The 18,714-nt window shown below is 39.1% G+C and carries 19 protein-coding genes; 14 read left to right on the plus strand and 5 right to left on the minus strand.

The features are described 5' to 3' along the window. Both AC1DG9_RS07545 and AC1DG9_RS07550 read left to right on the plus strand, forming a co-directional pair. The coding region (locus AC1DG9_RS07545) for a gliding motility-associated C-terminal domain-containing protein (protein WP_477634473.1) at positions 1-395 on the plus strand (395 nt) is incomplete at its 5' end. Between the two features lie 63 nt (positions 396-458). Then, complete coding sequence (locus AC1DG9_RS07550) at positions 459-722, plus strand: CBU_0592 family membrane protein (RefSeq protein WP_172659436.1); 264 nt, start codon at positions 459-461, stop codon at positions 720-722. Here the strand turns inward: AC1DG9_RS07550 and AC1DG9_RS07555 are convergent. Continuing rightward, a complete protein-coding gene (locus AC1DG9_RS07555; RefSeq protein ID WP_337716364.1) occupies positions 690-1,316 on the minus strand; it encodes a TetR family transcriptional regulator in 627 nt (208 codons plus the stop codon). The two genes, AC1DG9_RS07550 and AC1DG9_RS07555, sit on opposite strands and share 33 nt — an antisense overlap. Before the next feature lie 190 nt (positions 1,317-1,506). On the opposite strand from AC1DG9_RS07555, the gene AC1DG9_RS07560 reads away from it, so the two are divergent. The 6 genes from AC1DG9_RS07560 to AC1DG9_RS07585 are packed head-to-tail and all read left to right on the plus strand — an operon-like array spanning position 1,507 to position 10,221. After that, positions 1,507-4,728, plus strand: coding sequence for a SusC/RagA family TonB-linked outer membrane protein (locus AC1DG9_RS07560; RefSeq protein ID WP_288881220.1), 3,222 nt, complete (start codon positions 1,507-1,509; stop codon positions 4,726-4,728). A 35-nt stretch (positions 4,729-4,763) separates the two neighbouring features. Next, positions 4,764-6,554, plus strand: a complete 1,791-nt coding sequence (locus AC1DG9_RS07565) for a RagB/SusD family nutrient uptake outer membrane protein (protein ID WP_172659439.1) — start codon at positions 4,764-4,766, stop codon at positions 6,552-6,554. A gap of 33 nt (positions 6,555-6,587) precedes the next feature. Continuing rightward, positions 6,588-7,511: a metallophosphoesterase family protein gene (locus AC1DG9_RS07570; RefSeq protein ID WP_288881218.1), complete on the plus strand. Its 924-nt coding sequence runs from the start codon at positions 6,588-6,590 to the stop codon at positions 7,509-7,511. Between the two features lie 6 nt (positions 7,512-7,517). After that, positions 7,518-8,759 (plus strand): alkaline phosphatase family protein, encoded by a 1,242-nt coding sequence (locus AC1DG9_RS07575; RefSeq protein WP_288881216.1) that lies wholly within the window; start codon positions 7,518-7,520, stop codon positions 8,757-8,759. 50 nt (positions 8,760-8,809) lie between these two features. After that, entirely contained in the window at positions 8,810-9,178 is a 369-nt protein-coding gene (locus AC1DG9_RS07580) for a YybH family protein (RefSeq protein ID WP_172659442.1), read from the plus strand. Positions 9,179-9,237: 59 nt separating this feature from the next. Then, positions 9,238-10,221: a 2-hydroxyacid dehydrogenase gene (locus tag AC1DG9_RS07585; RefSeq protein ID WP_172659443.1), complete on the plus strand. Its 984-nt coding sequence runs from the start codon at positions 9,238-9,240 to the stop codon at positions 10,219-10,221. Positions 10,222-10,226: 5 nt separating this feature from the next. Here AC1DG9_RS07585 and fmt read toward each other — a convergent pair whose 3' ends face one another. The 4 genes from fmt to AC1DG9_RS07605 form a co-directional block, all read right to left on the minus strand. After that, on the minus strand, positions 10,227-11,135 hold the full coding sequence (gene fmt, locus AC1DG9_RS07590; protein WP_337716366.1) for a methionyl-tRNA formyltransferase: 909 nt from the start codon (positions 11,133-11,135) through the stop codon (positions 10,227-10,229). A gap of 60 nt (positions 11,136-11,195) precedes the next feature. Beyond that, positions 11,196-11,408 (minus strand): hypothetical protein, encoded by a 213-nt coding sequence (locus tag AC1DG9_RS07595; protein WP_172659445.1) that lies wholly within the window; start codon positions 11,406-11,408, stop codon positions 11,196-11,198. Between the two features lie 35 nt (positions 11,409-11,443). Then, entirely contained in the window at positions 11,444-12,718 is a 1,275-nt protein-coding gene (locus tag AC1DG9_RS07600) for an exo-beta-N-acetylmuramidase NamZ family protein (RefSeq protein WP_288881207.1), read from the minus strand. Between the two features lie 227 nt (positions 12,719-12,945). Beyond that, entirely contained in the window at positions 12,946-13,497 is a 552-nt protein-coding gene (locus tag AC1DG9_RS07605) for a YciE/YciF ferroxidase family protein (protein WP_477634474.1), read from the minus strand. A gap of 239 nt (positions 13,498-13,736) precedes the next feature. Here AC1DG9_RS07605 and AC1DG9_RS07610 point away from each other — a divergent pair, with 239 nt between their 5' ends. The 6 genes from AC1DG9_RS07610 (at position 13,737) to AC1DG9_RS07635 (ending at position 18,649) form a co-directional block, all read left to right on the plus strand. After that, positions 13,737-14,018 carry a hypothetical protein gene (locus AC1DG9_RS07610; protein ID WP_172659448.1) on the plus strand — a complete coding sequence of 94 codons (282 nt, stop codon included), beginning with the start codon at positions 13,737-13,739 and terminating at the stop codon, positions 14,016-14,018. A 31-nt stretch (positions 14,019-14,049) separates the two neighbouring features. After that, on the plus strand, positions 14,050-14,823 hold the full coding sequence (locus tag AC1DG9_RS07615) for a DUF72 domain-containing protein (protein ID WP_288881201.1): 774 nt from the start codon (positions 14,050-14,052) through the stop codon (positions 14,821-14,823). 274 nt (positions 14,824-15,097) lie between these two features. Next, positions 15,098-16,822, plus strand: a complete 1,725-nt coding sequence (gene kaiC / locus AC1DG9_RS07620) for a circadian clock protein KaiC (protein ID WP_288881198.1) — start codon at positions 15,098-15,100, stop codon at positions 16,820-16,822. Continuing rightward, positions 16,822-17,130, plus strand: a complete 309-nt coding sequence (locus AC1DG9_RS07625; protein WP_172659451.1) for a circadian clock KaiB family protein — start codon at positions 16,822-16,824, stop codon at positions 17,128-17,130. The genes kaiC and AC1DG9_RS07625 overlap by 1 nt, the downstream gene beginning before the upstream one ends. Then, positions 17,120-17,416, plus strand: coding sequence for a circadian clock KaiB family protein (locus AC1DG9_RS07630; protein ID WP_288881196.1), 297 nt, complete (start codon positions 17,120-17,122; stop codon positions 17,414-17,416). The genes AC1DG9_RS07625 and AC1DG9_RS07630 overlap by 11 nt, the downstream gene beginning before the upstream one ends. Before the next feature lie 6 nt (positions 17,417-17,422). Next, the gene (locus tag AC1DG9_RS07635; protein ID WP_477634475.1) at positions 17,423-18,649 is read left to right on the plus strand and encodes a PAS domain-containing sensor histidine kinase; all 1,227 of its coding nucleotides are present in this window, start codon (positions 17,423-17,425) and stop codon (positions 18,647-18,649) included. Positions 18,650-18,714: the final 65 nt, after the last annotated feature.

The raw sequence follows: 18,714 nt of genomic DNA on the forward strand, positions 1-18,714 counted from the left end.
GTTTAGATCAAAGTGCCTCTGGGACTTTTAAGGTTAATATTATAAATAGCCAAAACTATCTTGTTAAACAAATTGTAGGATTATGTGAGAGTCCGGCTGCAAAAATAAGAGTTACTATAGAAAATGAAGGCTTGTCTAAATTATCAAATGCTATTTCTCCTAATAACGATGGGCTTAACGACTTTTGGCAAATACCAGATATGATAAATTATCCTGAAGGGACTGTGCTGATCTTTAATCGTTACGGACAGAAGGTATTTGCATCGACAGGATATAAGCAACCGTTTGATGGCCGACAAAATGGAAAAGATTTGCCAGTAGGTACTTACTATTACATAATTGATTTAAAACGAGCATGTGGTTTATTAAAAGGCAGTATAACTATTATTCGATAAAATTTCCTCTGTATCATATTAAAATTGCAATTTTACTTTTAACTCTTTAAACAAGTTTCAAGTATGCAGCAAATTATATTAACGAGCATTGGCTGGCTGGGTGTGGTCTTATGTACTGTAGGCTATTTATTATTAAGCATAAAACTGATAACTGCTGAATCGCTTACCTTTCAGTTGCTGAATATAATTGGCGGACTATGCTTAGTGGCAACAGCGGTGGACAGCAATGATATGCCAAACGCTGTTGCTAATGTACTCTGGATGTTCATTGGAGTATATGCTTTAGGACGCCAGTTAAGGACTCAGAGTACTGTCAGAAAAGATTAACGCCTCCATTCCCAAAATCTGATAAGCTTTACTTTTATAATAATCCAGCCTTTCTGCATAGGCCTTTTTATCGTTTTCTAAAGAAAGATAAAAATAAGCCCCATCAACCAGCACAAAAATTAAGTCTGCAGCGGCTTTAGAATCCTCTATTTTAATCAAGTTTTTTTCATTGCACCGCGCTATCATTGAAGCAAGAGCAAATCGAAGTGAGTCAAGTATGGTCTTATACTTTGCTTTAATCTTTTTTTCTCTGAATGCCAGAGCATAAAAGGTATAGAACAACCCATCATCAAAAAGCAGATTCCATTTTTTTGAGAAAAGCATTTCAATAGTTTTTCTTAGATCAGCAAGTGTAACTCCATCCTTATTTTTAATTGTATAGATTAACAGATACCTTTCAAGTATATAATCAATAAGGGCATAGGTCAGATCTTCTTTTGTTTCGAAGTAGTGAATAATAAGGCTTGGATTGATATCCATCACTTTCGCAATCTTGGCTATTGAAGTATTTTCGTAGCCTTCCGTTTTAGCAACCTTATAAAATATCTTAACAATTTCTAATTGTCTTGCCTCTTTAAGGCTCTTTCTACCCATGATAAAATTTATTCATCCAAACTACTCAAAAGTAATCTTATTTCGCAAATTTATTTTTATAGATTGAATGTATGTTCAATTAATTTATTAATTTAGTTCTAACCTACTGTTAACATTATAACAGGATCTTAGCCGCGCTCCGAATAGTATTTAGAATACCAAACCAAACAAACTTAATCTTATTGCAATTATGAAAAAAAAGCTACTACTAATTTGCTTCATGTTTTTTGCAGCAAAGAGTTTTGCCCAAAATGTCACCGTAAAGGGTGTGGTTTTGGACGCCGAAACTAAAGGGCCAATTCCATCAGTTAACGTCAGTGTAAAGGGCACGAACCTGGGTACGGCGACAAACGTAAATGGTATTTATACCTTAAATAATGTAAACCCTAAAGCAACTCTTGTCTTTTCCTACATTGGATATAAGCAGCAAGAAATTGAGCTGAACGGGAAAACACAATTAAATGTAACCCTAACTTCAGACTTTGGTAACCTTGAAGAGGTGGTGGTAGTTGGTTTTGGGACAAAGAAGAAAATTAACATTGCAGGCGCGATAGACCAGATTTCAGGTAAGCAATTAGAATCACGGCCAGTTTCAAATGTAATGCAAGGATTGCAAGGTATTAGTCCAGGCTTAAATATTACATATGGAGGCGGTGCTCCCGGAACTGTACCCGTAATAAATATCAGGGGATATACTTCAATAAACGGCGGTTCACCTTTAATCGTAATTGATGGGATTCCGGCAGCAAGTAATGATGATATGCTAAGATTAACTCCTTCAGACATTTCTTCATTTACAGTATTGAGGGATGCAGCATCAGCAGCTATTTATGGTGCGAGAGCTGCTTTTGGAGTAATTCTTATCACTACTAAAAAGGGTAAAGAAGGGCGAACATTGATCAGTTATAACGCGTTAACCACTTGGGGCAAGCCAACAGTACTTCCAAAACCTGTAACAGATCCATATATCTATTCAAGGGTTTTAGAGACTTCTACTGACAATACTCCATGGGATTATGTAAATTACTCAGATGAGCACTACAAGTGGGCAAAAGAAAGATCTGATGACCCTTCACTTCCTGATACACGCATCGATCCAACCGATCCAAACAGATGGGCATACATGGGTGACAACAATTGGTATGATTACTTCTTTAACAAGGCCAGTCTATCTCAAAATCATACATTGACTTTTTCCGGAGGAGCTCAGGTAAATAATTCTCCGTTAACTTATTATTTGTCTGCGGATTATACCAAGGAAAATGGGTTGAATAAGCTTGCTGATGATTTCTGGGATCGCTATGGCCTAAGATCAAGAGTAGGTTTTGCTCCTTTATCATGGTTAAAAATAGATAACAATCTTAACATTTATCAAACCAAGAGGGCACGTCCAAATGCCAGTATTACCGATCTATATTACTTGCAGCCAACAGATGTGGCAACGAATCCTGATGGAACATGGGCAAACACTGCAACAGGCAGACTGGCAGCGAGATTAGTTGATGGAGGAGAAAACCTTGAAACAATGTTTGGCTTTCAAAATATCACCGGTGCAACTGCTTCATTTTTAAACGGCGATCTTCAGGTAAATGGCGATGCTTCATTTAAGCGGGAGTTATGGAAATACCATAACGATTCGAAAAAGTTTAAAATTGGCTTCGGGCCTACTGATATCCGGGAAGAAGGCGGCAATGGTTATGTATATGAGAGTAATGGATATTTATATAACAATGCTTTTAACTTATATACAACTTATAAAAAAACCATAGGCGACCATTTTTTTAGTGCAATGGTGGGATATAATTATGAGGATTATAATTATTCGACTGTAGATGCTCAGAGAGATTTACTTATGTCTTCCTCTGTGCCCTATCTTAAGTTAACTACAGGTGAAATAACACTTGGGACAAAATATAATGCCTATGCTAGTACAAGTGCTTTTAGCAGGCTGAATTATACCTATAAAGATCGCTATATTTTAGAGGCTACAGGAAGATATGATGGATCTTCCAGATTTCCTGTAAGCCGCCGATGGGGATTTTTCCCTTCAGCTTCTTTGGCTTGGATTGCGAGCTCAGAAGAATTTTTTAAACCTCTGGCCCCTGTTTTATCAACATTTAAGCTGCGTACATCATATGGCGATTTGGGCAATCAGAATGCAGATTCCGATCCATATTTACGTGACTTTGGCTACATACAAACTTTACCGACAGATCCTTCCAATTATTTGATCGGTGGCACAAGACAGCAAGTTATTACCGGGGCACCAAGATTGTATGTTGATCCTAATACCTATACATGGGAGCGGGTTTCTACGCTTAATATGGGTACGGATTTAGGTTTTTTTAATGATAAATTGTCATTCACTTTTGATTATTTCATACGCAATACAACTGGCATGCTTGTTCGTGGTCAGGAATTACCAGGAGTACTTGGTACAGACGTGCCAAAACAAAATGCTGCCGATCTTAGGACAAAGGGGTGGGAGCTGTCTGTTACCTATAGAGATAGGTTTGATTTAGGTTCAAAACCGTTTAGTTTCGAAACTAAATTCTTTGTTTCCGATTCCCGTTCTGAGATTACTAAATTTGAGAACAAACAAAACTTATTATCTACTTACCGTGTAGGACAGACAATAGGTGAGATTTGGGGACTACAGAATGATGGGCTTTTCCAGAATAAGGCTGAAATAGATGCGCTTGATGAATCAAGTATAATTCCATGGGGTGCTCTTGAGATTATTCAGGGATGGCCTAAATACAAGGATCTGGATGGAAACAAAAAAATAGAACAGGGATTAAGTGCAGATGATCCAAAAGACCTTAAAATTATTGGTAATAGCACTGACAGATACAGTGTTGGTGCTAATCTGAATATGGATTGGAATGGATTTGATCTTTCAGTATTCCTTCAGGGTGTATTGAAAAGAGATTTTTATCCTCATCATTATTTGTTCTGGGGGCCTTATCAACAACCTTATGCAAATGTATACCCTTGGAATCTTGATTTTTACAGGGCGACAGGAGATTCCCCCGAACAAAGAGCAAAGCATTCGGCTTCTTATATAGCTGCAGGCTTAGCTGATGCGAATCCTAATTCTTATTATCCAGTTATGCAGTCGTGGCTAGCGGATGCTAATTATGGTTCAGGGTTAGATATTCCACAAACTAAATACTTGCTTAATGGTGCTTATCTAAGAATAAAAAATGTTTCATTGGGTTATACCTTGCCTGCTAAGTTTACCAATCGCTTTAAGGTTAGTCGCCTTCGTGTATTTGTTACTGGCGAGAATCTTTATGAATTCTCTGCCATTAAAAAATATATTGATCCTGAAGCAGTAAACCAAGGATCGAGTGCATGGGCGTATCCATATCAAAGAAGATATGCAGTTGGTTTAAATCTGGACTTTTAATAATTAGGGAGTTAACAATCATTTAAAAATCAGTTATGAAAAAGAATATATACATCCTGCTGGCAACAATTGCAGTTTTTACTGTTGCTTGCAAAAAGGGTAACCTGGATCGTTTTCCGCAAACAGAGATATCACCAAGTCTTTTCTTTAATACAGAGGAAGATCTTGCTCTATATGTAAATGGATTATTATTAATGCCCAATAGGGACAGTTATCTGAATGATCAAAGTAGTGACAATGTCGCAACTACTGCCGCTGTAGAAATAAAGAATATAATGGCAGGTAATGCCAATGCGCAAAATATAACCGGTGGGTGGAGTTGGACCAGACTAAGAGATATCAACTACTTTCTGGAAAACTACAATAAAGCAAAGGTTACCAGCGAAATAAAAAACCATTACATTGGCTTAGCAAAGTACTATCGTGCACAATTTTATCTGGATAAAGTAAAGCGTTTTTCTAATGTACCTTGGTATTCTGGCACATTAAATCCAGATGATAAGGAATTATTTAAACCAAGCGATACACGTGCACTGGTTATGGATAGCGTAATGGCTGATCTTGATTTTGCCTATAAGAATGTTAGAGAAAGTGTACCTTCCGGAACTCCAGGAAAGTGGGCAGTAGCTGTATTTTATTCACGAGCAGCTCTTTACGAAGGAACTTACCGCAAGTACCATTCAGAGCTTAATTTAAAAGCAACCGCAAATACCTTTCTGGAAACTACTGTTAAGATAACTGGGGAAGTAATTGCGTCTAAAAAATTCTCAATTTTTAGTAAGGGATTACCAAATCAGGATTATGCAACTTTGTTTTCAAGTCAGGATTTGACTACTAACCCCGAGGTGATTTTAGCCAATGTTTTTGATATGGATAAAAAAATAAGCCAAAACGTAAATTCTGTAGTATTTGGGGATTATGAACAGGCACCTGCAAGAGACCTTATCCAAACCTATTTAATGAAGGATGGAAGCCGTTTTACTGCCATTGCTAATTATGATAAGGCCAGTTTTGTTAAGGAGTTCGAAAACCGTGATCCGCGCCTGGCTCAAACAATGGTTTATCCCGGTTGGATTAGAGTTCCAGACGCGCAGCCTTATGTTCAAAAACTAAATAAAAATTTTACGGGCTATCATCAACTAAAAGGATATGTAAACAGTACTGATCAGACAATTTTAAATGGCGTTGATTTTCCTGTCTATCGTTATGCAGAGGTACTGTTAACCTATGCAGAAGCGTTGGCTGAATTGGGTACACTTAACCAATCGCAGTTAGATGAGTCTGTTAACCTGATTAGAAGAAGAGTTGGCATGCCTGATCTTAATTTAGCACAGGCAAATGCATCTCCCGATCCATTATTGCAACAACAGTTTGATAATATTGAATCGAACCAGGGAGTAATTCTGGAAATCAGAAGAGAGCGTAGGGTTGAGTTTGCTTTTGAAAACAGTAGGTACGACGATCTGATGAGGTGGAAAGCAGGGAAATTATTGACCAAAAGCCCGGAAGGAATGTATTTTCCAGGTTTAGGCAAGTATGATTTAACGGGAGATGGAGTTGAAGATATTATTTTGATTGATAAGTCTGTTACCATTCCGGCAGAAGACAAGAAAGAAAAAAATTCATTAGGAGTAGTGCTTACCTATTATCGTACTGGTGAGATAGGAGCCGATGCTACTGTATATCTGAAAAATGGTGCCAATGGAGGAGCGATCGTAACTGAAAATGTTACCCGTAAGTTTGAGGATCCGAAATATTATTATCGTCCTATTCCTCAGCAACAGATTATATTAAATTCGAACCTAAAACAAGTATTTGGGTGGTAATGACCAATATGCCAATTTAGAAATAAAAACAAGATGACAACACTGAAAAGAAGATCTTTACTAAAGGCAGCAGGACTAGCTGTTGGCGCCGTAGCAACCAGCGGCCTGTCTGCCTTTGCTTCCAATCCGGAAAAGCAGGATAAGAAAACCAAAAAACTGGCTCTTTCTGTTGCTCATATAACCGATGTGCATATTGGAGAAGGTGAAAATGCCCCCGAACGGTTTAAAAAATGCTTAAAACATATAATTACTAAGCACAAACCAGATTTCTTTTTGAATGGTGGTGATTCTATTGGTGATGCATCCTACGATAATGTTGTATATGATCAGGTAATTAAGCAATGGAGTATTTGGGACGATTGCATAAAAACATTGGATAAATATGAAGTTCACAGCTGCATTGGTAACCACGATTCATGGTGGAAGGCTCCATCTAAAGAGCATGAAATGTATGGGAAAGACTATGTGGTTAAACGCTTGAAGATTCCTAACAGATATTACAGCTTTTCAAAAAAGAACTGGCATTTTATTGTACTTGATGGTAACAATGCCAATATCTCACTAGATCAGGAACAATACGAATGGTTGGAGAAAGAATTGGAGAAATTACCGGCATCTACACCAACATTGCTAATGTCGCATTATCCAATTTTAGGAACTACTCAGGTTCTTGTAGGTGGGGGTCACTCCGATTGTAAGAAGCTAAAAGACCTGTTTCAGAAGCATCGCGATAAAGTAAGAGTTTGCTTAAGCGGGCATAATCACTTATCAGATAATACTCATTATAATGATGTTTTGTATTGCTGCAATGGAGCAATGAGTGGCTTTTGGTGGGGTATAGGCGATGCTGAATCTGCCGGCCCTGGTTGTTATTTAGAAACCCCTCCCGGTTATGCAATGCTGAATCTATATGAAGATGGAACAGTTGAAAACGAATATTTTCCACACACTTATTAACAAACTATGAGAATCCCATTTATTTTAACAATCTGCTTTTTCTTATCGGTAGCAACCAATGCCCAGCAGAGAGAACAAAAAGTGGTTTACATTATTGCTGATGGCATTCCTGCCGATGTAATTGAAACCCAAAATCTTCCCAATTTTAAGAAGATCATACAAGCAGGGTCTTATTCCCGGATGTATGTTGGGGGTGGCAAAGGTACTTACAATGAAACCCCTACCATATCTGCCGTTGGTTATAACAGCTTGCTAACCGGCACCTGGGTAAATAAGCACAATGTGCCCGACAATGATATTAAGGAGCCTAATTATAACTATCAGAACATATTCAGGTTGTTTAAAGCCCAATATCCAAATAAGAAATCTGCTATTTTCTCTAGCTGGACAGATAACCGTACCAAATTACTTGGCCATAATTTACCGGAAGCGGGAAACCTAAAGGTTGATTATTTTTTTGATGGCTATGAACTAGATACCGTTCGCTTTAAGCATGATAAAAACGCAGATTATATGCACCGTATTGATGAACAGGTAATTGCTGATGCATCGAATACCATTCATGATAAAGCGCCTGATCTTTCCTGGATTTATCTGGAATATACAGATGATATGGGGCATGCACATGGCGATAGTCCTGAATTCTATAATGCTGTAGCGATGCTGGATAAGCAGGTAGGTAAAGTTTGGGAGGCAATAAGCTATCGTCAGAAAAACTTTAAAGAAGACTGGTTAATTGTTATCACAACGGATCATGGTCGTGATGAAAAAAGTGGAAAAGGACATGGTGGACAATCCGACAGGCAAAGATCAACCTGGATGGTAAGCAATTATAAAAACCTAAACACTTATGGTCAATATTTTGATCTTGGCGTAGTTGACATAATGCCTTCAATAGCCAATTATTTAAATGTAAAACTGCCTGACAGTGTAGCACAAGAAGTAGATGGCACTTCTTTCATTGGTCCGGTATCTATTGCAGCGCTTAAAACAATCTTTACTCAGAATCATATTGATATCAGCTGGAAAGCCTTGCAAAAAACCGGAAAGGTTAAAATATGGCTGGCAACAACAAATAATTTTAAAACAGAAGGAAAAGATACTTATCATCTTTTAGGTGAAACAGATCTTAGTCAGCAGCATTTTTTTGCCGATGTTAAAGCTTATCCATCAGAGTTTTATAAGGTTGTTATTCAGGCTAAAGATAATACCCTTAACAAATGGGTAGTCCTTTCTCCGGCAAAATAGATACGATAAGCAATGGTAAAATTACAAGTCTAACTTGTAATTTTACCATTATGAATTCACCAGAAGCATTATTAATAAAGCAAGCAAGATTAGATTCAAACAACTGCATCGCAAAAAAGGATGTAGACGGAGTATCTAAATATTGGCTTGACGATTTTGTACAAATCGCTGGCGACGGTAGCCATACCATTGGCAAAGCCGAAATTGCTGCCGACTGGAAATACATGTTTTCCAAAAGCAGTCCGCTTTTTGAGCGCATCCCCGAAACAATTGTGATCAGTAAAAGTGGCGATCTGGCATGGGAAAACGGGAAATGGAATTACAAAAATGACAAGTATCATGGTAATTATGCCGCAATGTGGCGTAAGATAAAAGGAAAATGGCTTACACAAAGCGAACTTTATGTTTCACTAAACTAGTTTGGTTATAGCATAAATTAATCCCGAGTCATTAACTTAGAGCACATAACCCAATAGATATGAAGATAGCTGTTTTTAGTACTTACCGATATGATGAAGAATTTTTAAGCCGATTCAATACCGGTCATGAGTTATCTTTTTTTACAGTTGCCTTAACGGAAGAAACCGTTAAGCTAGCCGAAGGTTTCGATGCAATATGCATTTTTGTAAATGATCGTGTTGATTCTGAGATCATAAAGACCCTGCATAAAGGAGGAATAAAACTAATTGTTTTGCGCTGTGCTGGCTTCAATAATGTGGCAATTGAAACAGCAAATGAATTGGGTATTCCTGTTTTAAGAGTCCCTGCCTATTCGCCAGAGGCAGTGGCAGAACATGCGATAGCCCTAATTCTTACCCTGAACCGTAAAACACATAAAGCTTATAACCGGATTCGTGAAGGTAATTTCTCCCTGGAGAAACTCATGGGTTTTAATTTACATAGACACAAGGTAGCCGTAATAGGCACTGGAAACATAGGTAAGGCTTTTTGTAGAATCTTAAAAGGTTTTGGTTGTTTAATAAGCGCATATGATCCTTATCCATCTACAGAACTTCAGGACCTTGGCGTTAAATATGGTACTTTACAGGAAACATTAAATGATGCGGATATTGTAGCGCTTCATTGTCCGCTTACCGAAACAACCAAACATTTGATCAACAAGGAAACCCTTAAACTTTTTAAAGAGGGTGCAATGCTGATCAATACGAGCAGGGGAGGTCTGATCGATACAAAAGCAGTTATCAAAGCTTTAAAGACCGGACAACTTGGGTATTTGGGCCTTGATGTTTATGAGCAGGAAAGCACCTTGTTTTTTCACGACCACTCAGAAAATGTTATTCAGGATGATCTGATTACCCGTCTTATCTCTTTCCCCAATGTACTAATTACTTCTCATCAAGGCTTTTTTACCAAAGAAGCGATGGAAGAAATAGCTCAAATTACATTTAAAAATATAGATGCATTTTCGAAAGGAGAAGAATTGGTAAACCGTGTAAAATAGAGATTTTACAAACGCATGCCCCTTAAAAATTCATCAACCTGCATGCGTTTTTTGCCTTCATACTGTAGATCAGTGAATTTGATAAAACCATCTCTGGCGGCAAACTTTAAATAAGTTTTGCCATCAGATAAAAAACTTCCAGGCGAGATACCAGGTTCTTTTTCTTCAAACTCTGCTTTAAACACCTTAAGGGTTTTATCATTTAGTTTAGTAAAAGCAGTAGGGTAAGGGCTTAATCCACGAATCAGGTTGTATATTTTATCGCCAGACAGGTTCCAATCTATTAAACAATGTTCTTTGAATATCTTTGGCGCATGTTTCAGCTCATCACTTTGTGGTTGAGGCTGCTCTGTATAGTTGCCGGCTTCTATAGCCTTTACGGTCTTCACCAGCAATCCTGCGCCTACATTCATTAACTTATCGTGTAAATCTCCCGCAGTGTCATCATTATTGATCGATACGCCTTCAGAAAATATTACATCACCTGTATCAATTTCATGTTTCAAAAAGAATGTAGTAACGCCACTTTCTTTTTCTCCATTAATGATCGCATGATTTATCGGAGCCGCTCCACGATATTGCGGCAGCAAAGATGCATGAAGGTTAATCGTTCCCTTTGCCGGCATATTCCATACCATTTCAGGCAACATTCTAAAAGCTACTACTACCTGTAAATCGGCATTTAGGCTTTTTAGTTCATCAATAAACAAAGGGTCTTTTAGTTTTAAGGGCTGCAATACCTTTATCCCCTTTGATACTGCATACTGTTTAACAGCACTTTCATGAAGTTTTTGTCCGCGACCAGCGGGCTTATCTGCTGCAGTAACCACACCAACAACATCAAATCCGGCTTCAACTAAAGCATTTAAAGAAGCAACTGCAAAATCGGGCGTACCCATAAAAACTATTTTCATCAACCAGTGTTTTAGGTGGCAAAATAACTAAAAAATTAGCGCATATAAAGCTAATGCCTGCTATTCTTTAGGGGCTTTTTTTACGGAATGAACGGGTTGTTCGCTTTCTTCCCTTTTCTTGGCAGGGTTCTTAAAGTTTGCCTCTTCCTTGTTATAATCCTTATCCTCAGGCTTTTTTACAGCCTTATTTCCAGCAGGAACCTTGTCTTTAGAAACTTCTTCTCTGAAGTTACTACTTGGCTTTTCATTTTTCTTTTTAGGTTCGCTATTCATATCCAAAGTCTTTAATAGCTGCCATTAGCGGCTGCTTATGGATATAACAAGTATTTTTTGCGCATTGTTTTGTAATTACTTAATCCCGGCTCCCAGCTTGCCCTTATTTCTTCTTCAGATTTACCGGCAATAATCTGCGCCCTAAAGCTCGAAACGCCAATAAGCTTTTCAATAGTGCCCATTTGTTTGCTCAATTTAGAGTTAAAGAAATCTGCTTTGTTTGGAGATGCCTTGTATAACTCAATTAACCAGCTCAGTTTTATTTTCTTTTCCTTTCTAAACTCATTTACATCGTATTCCCTAAGATCCAACCCATAACAAAGCTGGTTCATAAACAATGGAGATTCAGACATCCCTTTAATGCTTTTTGGGGTAAACGAAAAGGTGTATTTATCCTTTAAAAAAGGAGAACCCACTATAGTAAATGGAAACATAGTGCCGCGCCCATGGTTTAAATAAGTGCCCTCAAATAAGCAGGTAGTAGGGTATAGTAAAATCGACTGCGCAGTATTTAAGTTTGGTGATGGTTTTATCGGGAGTTCATAAGGAGTATCATGCGTATAGTTGGCAACCTTAATTACTTTGATCTTGCATTTCAATTTATTATCAAGCCAGCCTTCTCCATTTAGCATTTGAGCGTATTCGCCTACAGTTAATCCATGTACAACTGGAATAGGTTTTAAACCAATACCCGATTTGTGCTGCGGCTCCAATATAGGCCCATCAATGTAAAAACCATTAGGATTTGGTCTGTCAAGAATCAATACTTCTTTTTTATTAGCGGCACAGGCTTCCATTACATGTTGCAAAGTATTTATGTAAGTATAAAAACGAACACCAACGTCCTGAATATCGAATATCATCACATCAATATCAGCTAAATCTGCAGCTGTAGGGGCCGAGTGTTTTCCATATAATGAAACCACTTTAATGCCTGTTTTTTTATCAATTTCATCATCAACGCTAGTACCATTGCTGGCATCGCCTCTAAAACCATGCTCGGGTCCAAATATCTTAACCACTTTCACACCAAGCGCAAGTAGGCTATCAACCGTTGTTTCTTTTCCAATAATGGAGGTTGGGTTTACCACCATACCTACTCGTTTTCCTTTTAGATAAGGCACATACAATTCTGTTTGTTCTGCACCAGTACGTAGCTCCTCTGCTTTGGGCTTGTCAAAGTTTTCGGCTTTCACCTTATATGGATTTGGCACCGCAGGGTTAAGTGCTATTTTGGTCGATGATCCACAAGCCTGAAGAGAAAGCGTAAGCAATGCAGTACTTAAGATATGTATAATGGATGATGTCATTTAGTAACTTTTTCTAACTAATAAAAAAACGAGACAAAAAATAAATGAGTTGTTTAGGTAACGTTAACTTTTGAAGAACCCTAACTCTATAAAGTTAAAGGTAATAAAAAATGGTTGATTAGAGACCTCATTGTATATTTCGGTTCAGCTTACATGTTACCAATGGCTGATCATAAATTCAAAGCATGCAAAAAAGGCGCCCGGGACGGATGGCCCGGGCGGTAGTACTATTCAGCAGCAGCCTGCTCGTTGATCRCACCAACAGCGATTTCGGTCAGAGCTACATCAGTTGCTTTTTCATTATCCAGGGTGAACTGCAGCAGTTCAGCCACATCACTGTGTCCCATGTTCTGTGCGAAGACCACCAAGGTGCCATAAGTTGCGATCTCATAATGCTCGACCTTTTGCGCTGCCAGAATCAGTCCTGCGTCGCGGATCAGTGTTCCGGCGTCAGTATCTTCGATGATGCTGTTTGCCTCTTTAAGTAATCCTTCCATCGCATCACATTTTTTTGCCTGTGCTTTTTCGTCAAGCAGAGCAAAAACCTGTTCCAGAGTTGCGATATGAGTGTTGGTTTCCTCAGCATGCTTTTCAAATGCTGCGGCAAGTTCAGGACTCGTGGCTGCTTTTTTCATTTTTGGGAGGGCTTTAACCAGGTGCTTTTCCGCCCAGTAAATGTCTTTCAATTCATCCACGAAGAATTCATGAAATTCAGAATCTTCCATTTTTCCTGTTTTCGGAGTTACCGCTTTTTTAGCTGTTGTTTTTGTAGTTGCCATGATGATGTTTTTTATGGGTTAAATGTATGTTCTTAACACTAAAGAGATAACTTTGTTTAATTTATTTTGTATTTTTATAAACAAAATGTACAGATAATATTGCCCAGGGCTATTATTCAATCATATTAAGCCATTTTTTATTTTTTTTGAAGTCCATGCTTAAAACCTTTTATCCCTGCCACTGTTAATAGCGTTATTTACATAAGCTATGAAAACAATTAAACCTAAATTCAATCAAAATGGAACCATTCAACATAAAGATMAGCCATGGTAGTCGGCAGCTTACTTTAACCATTCTTCCATTGGAGGATGATGTATTTAAAATCATTTATTACAACGGAATTCTGGGTGGAGTTAAAAAGCAGGGAAAACAGTGGGAACTACTTTCTTTAGATGAAGTTGCAGGCGAGGACCTGCCTTTTTATGAACCAAAACATGGAGAAGACCGTATCGAAATAGAGCTCACTGAACAAATTGCAGACCGCATCGGTGTAGAGATTGAGCTTCATTTGGAGGAGTAGCAGTAAACCTGCTTAGTTAAAAATACTTTTTATGAAGTCCTACTTAGCAAATTATTATTCAGGAACCAGTGGCTTATTGCTGCCGGTTCGCAATAAACTTTTCTATCCGGAGGAATTTAAAGATAAAAGTAGATTATGTTTCTACAGTTCGATCATGAACAGTATAGAAGTCAACAGCTCTTTTTACAAAGTTCCGATGGCTTCTACGGTGAAGAAATGGGCTGAGGATGTACCCGAAACATTCAGATTTACTTTTAAACTTTCCAAAGAGATTACTCACAACAAGGAGCTGGCTTTTGATCCGCAGGCGGTAAGTGCTTTTATGGAAGTTATCTCATTTGTGGGGGATAAAAGAGGTTGTGTTTTGGTCCAGTTTCCGCCGAGTGTGCGAATAGGTAATTTAAAGCAGCTGGAGCTCCTAATGAGTGTCCTGCGTAAAAGTGATCCGCATTACACCTGGAACATCGCTCTGGAATTCCGGCACGTTTCCCTTTATAGTGATGTAGTATACAGGCTACTGGAAGATTACCGAATGGCGATGGTGATCCAAGATAAGCCGCCAGCGGTAACACCCATGATGGAAAGCGAGCTTCCTTTCGTATACCTGCGCTTTCATGGACCGGGAGGCAGTTATAGGGGAAGTTATGAGGATGAGCTGCTTTATGAGTATGCAAGCTACATTAATGATTGGATTTCAGAAGGAAAAACCGTGTACAGCTATTTTAACAACACCATGGGAGAAGCGATAAGTAACCTGTTTACGCTTAGTGATCTGGTGGGGACTCTGGCTCTGAATAACAATTGATCGATGTAGTCTGTTTAAGCGACATCACTTCATCCCATCCTTACTACGTGTTTGGTGTATTGCAAACAATATGGGTGTTTAACTGTTTTTCATTAATATTTTAACAAAGAGAGTAAGATATGCTTTGGTAAAGCGTGAAATCTCCGGGGATTGTAACTGGTATTATGGGTTAAGAAACGCGAATTAAGCGAATTAAAAGGATGAGGCTTAAGGCAACTAGCTAATCCTGAAATTTAATAATTATTTGATAGATTTAGAAAAGTGTCCGATTATAATGACTAAGAAAATAAATAAACTGCAGGATCAGAAAAAAGCAGGGCTACTGCCGAAATCACGAACAGGAATTAATGGTTTGGACGAGATAACCGAGGGTGGTCTTCCAGTTGGCAGACCTACCTTGATATGCGGCTCGGCTGGGTGTGGTAAAACGCTTATGTCTATAGAATTTATTGTGCGGGGGGCGTTAATTTACAATGAGCCAGGTGTATTTATGGCATTTGAAGAGAAAGCAGATGAGTTGGCCGTGAACGTTGCTTCCCTGGGCTTTGATTTGAATCAGTTGATTGAAGATAAGCTGATCAGAATAGACCACGTTCATATTGAAAGGAGCGAAATTGAAGAGACGGGTGAATATGATCTCGAGGGCCTTTTCATTAGGCTCGGTTATGCGATAGACAGTATAGGTGCAAAGCGCGTTGTATTAGATACCATTGAAAATCTTTTTGCAGGATTAGACAACCAAACTGTATTAAGGTCTGAAATCCGCAGACTCTTCCAGTGGTTAAAAGAAAAAGGTGTTACTGCAATCATTACTGGTGAGCGAGGTGACAACTCTTTAACCCGGCAGGGCTTAGAGGAATATGTATCTGACTGTGTAATTCTGTTAGAGAACAGGATCAGTAACCAGATTTCAACGCGGTTGCTGAGAATCGTTAAATATCGCGGTTCTGTACATGGTACTAATGAATATCCCTTTTTAATTGACGAAGACGGCATTTCTGTACTGCCCGTCACTTCCTTACAACTGGATTCCGCAGTTTCTACAGAATCGATCTCTTCAGGGATCGCCAGCCTTGATACAATGCTGGGCGGCGCTGGATTTTACAAGGGAAGCAGCATCCTGATTTCCGGCACTGCCGGTACAGGTAAAACCAGTATTGCATCTTCGTTTGCAAACGCCAATTGTTTGGATGGTAAAAAATGCATCTATTTTGCTTTTGAAGAGTCACCTCATCAAATCATTAGAAATATGCGTTCTATTGGCATTGATTTGAATAACCATATAAAATCTGGCCTCCTGGAATTCCATGCTTCCAGGCCAACCTTACATGGGCTAGAGATGCATCTGGTCGCTATCCATAAGAATATTAAACGGTTTAAACCTGATATTGTGGTCCTTGATCCGGTTACCAATCTTATTACTGTAGGATCAGTAAGTGAAGTAAAGTCTATGTTGATCAGGTTGGTGGATTACCTGCAAAACGAGGGTATCACGGTAATGTTTACCGCACTTTCCTTAAATAACACTTTCAATGAGCAGACAGATGAGGGAATATCTTCTTTAGTAGACGCCTGGCTGCTCATCCGGGATATTGAGTCAAATGGCGAGCGCAACCGTGGTTTATATGTGATGAAATCGAGAGGTATGGGACACTCTAACCAGATCAGGGAATTTATCATCGCAGACGAAGGTCTGGAGTTGGTAGATGTTTACCTGGGTCCAGATGGTGTTCTGGTCGGTTCGGCAAGAGAAGCACATATTTTACGTGAGCAAACGGGACAGGCCCTGCACGGTCAGGCGGTTAGTCGTAAAGATCGTGAAATTAGCAGAAAACGTAAGTTGCTGGAAGCGAAGATCGCCGGATTGCAGACCGAATTCGAATCTGTGGAAGAGGAACTAAACAAGGTATATCTTGAAGAAGAATTGAAACATAAAATACAAGAAGATAACCGAAGGGAGATGATTGAAAAACGCAAGAGCATTAAAGCAAAGAAATAATGGGGACGACGGAACAAACCTGGGAATTAAGGCTGTACATCGCCGGTAAGACACCAAAGTCTGTAAGTGCGCTAAGCAATCTTAAGAAGTATTGTGAAGAACATTTACATGGCAAATATAAAATAGAAGTGATCGATTTGCTAGAGAAGCCACAATTGGCCGAAGGCGACCAGATTTTTGCMGTGCCAACCCTGGTAAGAAAAGTTCCGGTGCCGATCCGTAAAATTATCGGGGATCTCAGTAATGAGGAGAAAGTTCTTGTCGGTTTAAATATCATCTCTGTAAAATCGAGTGTGGATGTCAAATAGCTCACAATATCGACTGGTGCTGTTTATTTCTGGCGCGTCGCCGAATTCTGTGCGCGCATTAAATAACCTCAAGCAAATTTGCGAAATACACCTTAAAGGAAATTATAAACTGGAAGTGGTGGATGTATATCAGCAACCGGAGCTAGCAAAGCAAGAGCAGATCATTGCCCTCCCCACTTTAATCAGAAAAAATCCGACCCCCACGCGGCATTTGATAGGCGACATGTCTGATCGGGCCAGAGTTTTGCGCGGACTGGGCATTAATCCCTCAGATATAGCGATCTAAATAGTTATGCAGTACGAAAATACAAAGGAGCAACTGGAAGCCGAATTGGCGGAATTACGGCATCAACTGGAGGAAGCCACTGACACGATAGAGGCCATCAGAACTGGAATGGTAGATGCCCTAGTGGTGCAGGGCACATCCGGCCATCAGATCTATACACTTAAAAGTGCCGACCGTACCTTTAGGGTCTTAATCGAAAAAATGCAGCAGGGAGCGGTTACACTGAACAGTTCGGGTGTCATACTTTACTGCAATAGCTATTTTGCGGACATGTGTGCCATAACCTTGGRTGAGATTATCGGAAGGCACTTTGATGAATTTATCGGTGGGTATACCGCTGAAAAATTAAGCATTGTTTTATCCGCTGAAGGGCTGCGTGATTATAAAACCAAAGAAGTCCTAACTACAAATAGTGGTAAAGAAATGCCCGTTCAGCTTTCATTTACCAATCTCGATATGGAAGATGGTACGGCCTTAAGCATCATTTGTACAGATTTGACACAGCAGATAGAGGCTCAAAATAAAGCTGCAGATTTAACGGCCAAGACCGAAATGATTAAGCGAAAAGATGAATTTATCAGCATTGCCAGTCATGAACTCAAAACACCCATGACCAGTTTGAAGGCGTATTTACAATTAATCTCCAGGTACAGTAATGACAGTATCCCCGACCAGTTCACCATGCTAATCACTAAGGCTTCTGGTTCTTTAAATAAACTGGAGATATTAGTGAACGACCTGCTGGATGTGAGTAAGATACAAGCGGGCAAACTAAACTTCAGTAAAACCAAAGTTGAGATAAGCTTCCTTGTGAGAACATGCATTGAAAATGCTGGTTATATGTTTCCTGATTTTAAACTGAGACTCGACGCTGAAGGTGATTTTTTTGTATTGGGCAATCAGGAGCGGTTGGAACAGGTAGTGATGAATATGATCAGCAACGCCGTGAAATATTCTCCTGAAAATCGGAATGCTCTTATTAAGGTCTCCGCGGATGGCGATATGGTCAGAATTGCCGTTACGGATTACGGTATTGGTATGACTGAGCTGCAGCTCGGGAAAATTTTTGATCGTTTTTATCGCGTGGATGAAGCCAGTGTTCTGGCAGGGGGCTTAGGAATGGGCCTTTATATCTCCGAGGAAATTGTAAAGTCTCATGAGGGAGAAATGGGAGTTGTCAGTAACCTCGGCAAAGGGTCAACCTTCTATGTATTGTTACCATCAATAAGTTAAGCAAGGTGTTCGGAATGATCAAGAACATTAACAAAATGCAAACATTTACGGGGGGGGCTTGTTAA

The sequence above is a fragment of the Pedobacter sp. 05L430 genome (genome assembly GCF_056397585.1).

Coding starts and splice junctions, on each gene's coding strand:
- AC1DG9_RS07550 (WP_172659436.1), top strand. CDS start 459: ATGCAGCAAATTATATTAACGAGCATTGGCTGGCTGGGTGTGGTCTTA.
- AC1DG9_RS07555 (WP_337716364.1), bottom strand. CDS start 1,316: ATGGGTAGAAAGAGCCTTAAAGAGGCAAGACAATTAGAAATTGTTAAG.
- AC1DG9_RS07560 (WP_288881220.1), top strand. CDS start 1,507: ATGAAAAAAAAGCTACTACTAATTTGCTTCATGTTTTTTGCAGCAAAG.
- AC1DG9_RS07565 (WP_172659439.1), top strand. CDS start 4,764: ATGAAAAAGAATATATACATCCTGCTGGCAACAATTGCAGTTTTTACT.
- AC1DG9_RS07570 (WP_288881218.1), top strand. CDS start 6,588: ATGACAACACTGAAAAGAAGATCTTTACTAAAGGCAGCAGGACTAGCT.
- AC1DG9_RS07575 (WP_288881216.1), top strand. CDS start 7,518: ATGAGAATCCCATTTATTTTAACAATCTGCTTTTTCTTATCGGTAGCA.
- AC1DG9_RS07580 (WP_172659442.1), top strand. CDS start 8,810: ATGAATTCACCAGAAGCATTATTAATAAAGCAAGCAAGATTAGATTCA.
- AC1DG9_RS07585 (WP_172659443.1), top strand. CDS start 9,238: ATGAAGATAGCTGTTTTTAGTACTTACCGATATGATGAAGAATTTTTA.
- fmt (WP_337716366.1), bottom strand. CDS start 11,135: ATGAAAATAGTTTTTATGGGTACGCCCGATTTTGCAGTTGCTTCTTTA.
- AC1DG9_RS07595 (WP_172659445.1), bottom strand. CDS start 11,408: ATGAATAGCGAACCTAAAAAGAAAAATGAAAAGCCAAGTAGTAACTTC.
- AC1DG9_RS07600 (WP_288881207.1), bottom strand. CDS start 12,718: ATGACATCATCCATTATACATATCTTAAGTACTGCATTGCTTACGCTT.
- AC1DG9_RS07615 (WP_288881201.1), top strand. CDS start 14,050: ATGAAGTCCTACTTAGCAAATTATTATTCAGGAACCAGTGGCTTATTG.
- kaiC (WP_288881198.1), top strand. CDS start 15,098: ATGACTAAGAAAATAAATAAACTGCAGGATCAGAAAAAAGCAGGGCTA.
- AC1DG9_RS07630 (WP_288881196.1), top strand. CDS start 17,120: ATGTCAAATAGCTCACAATATCGACTGGTGCTGTTTATTTCTGGCGCG.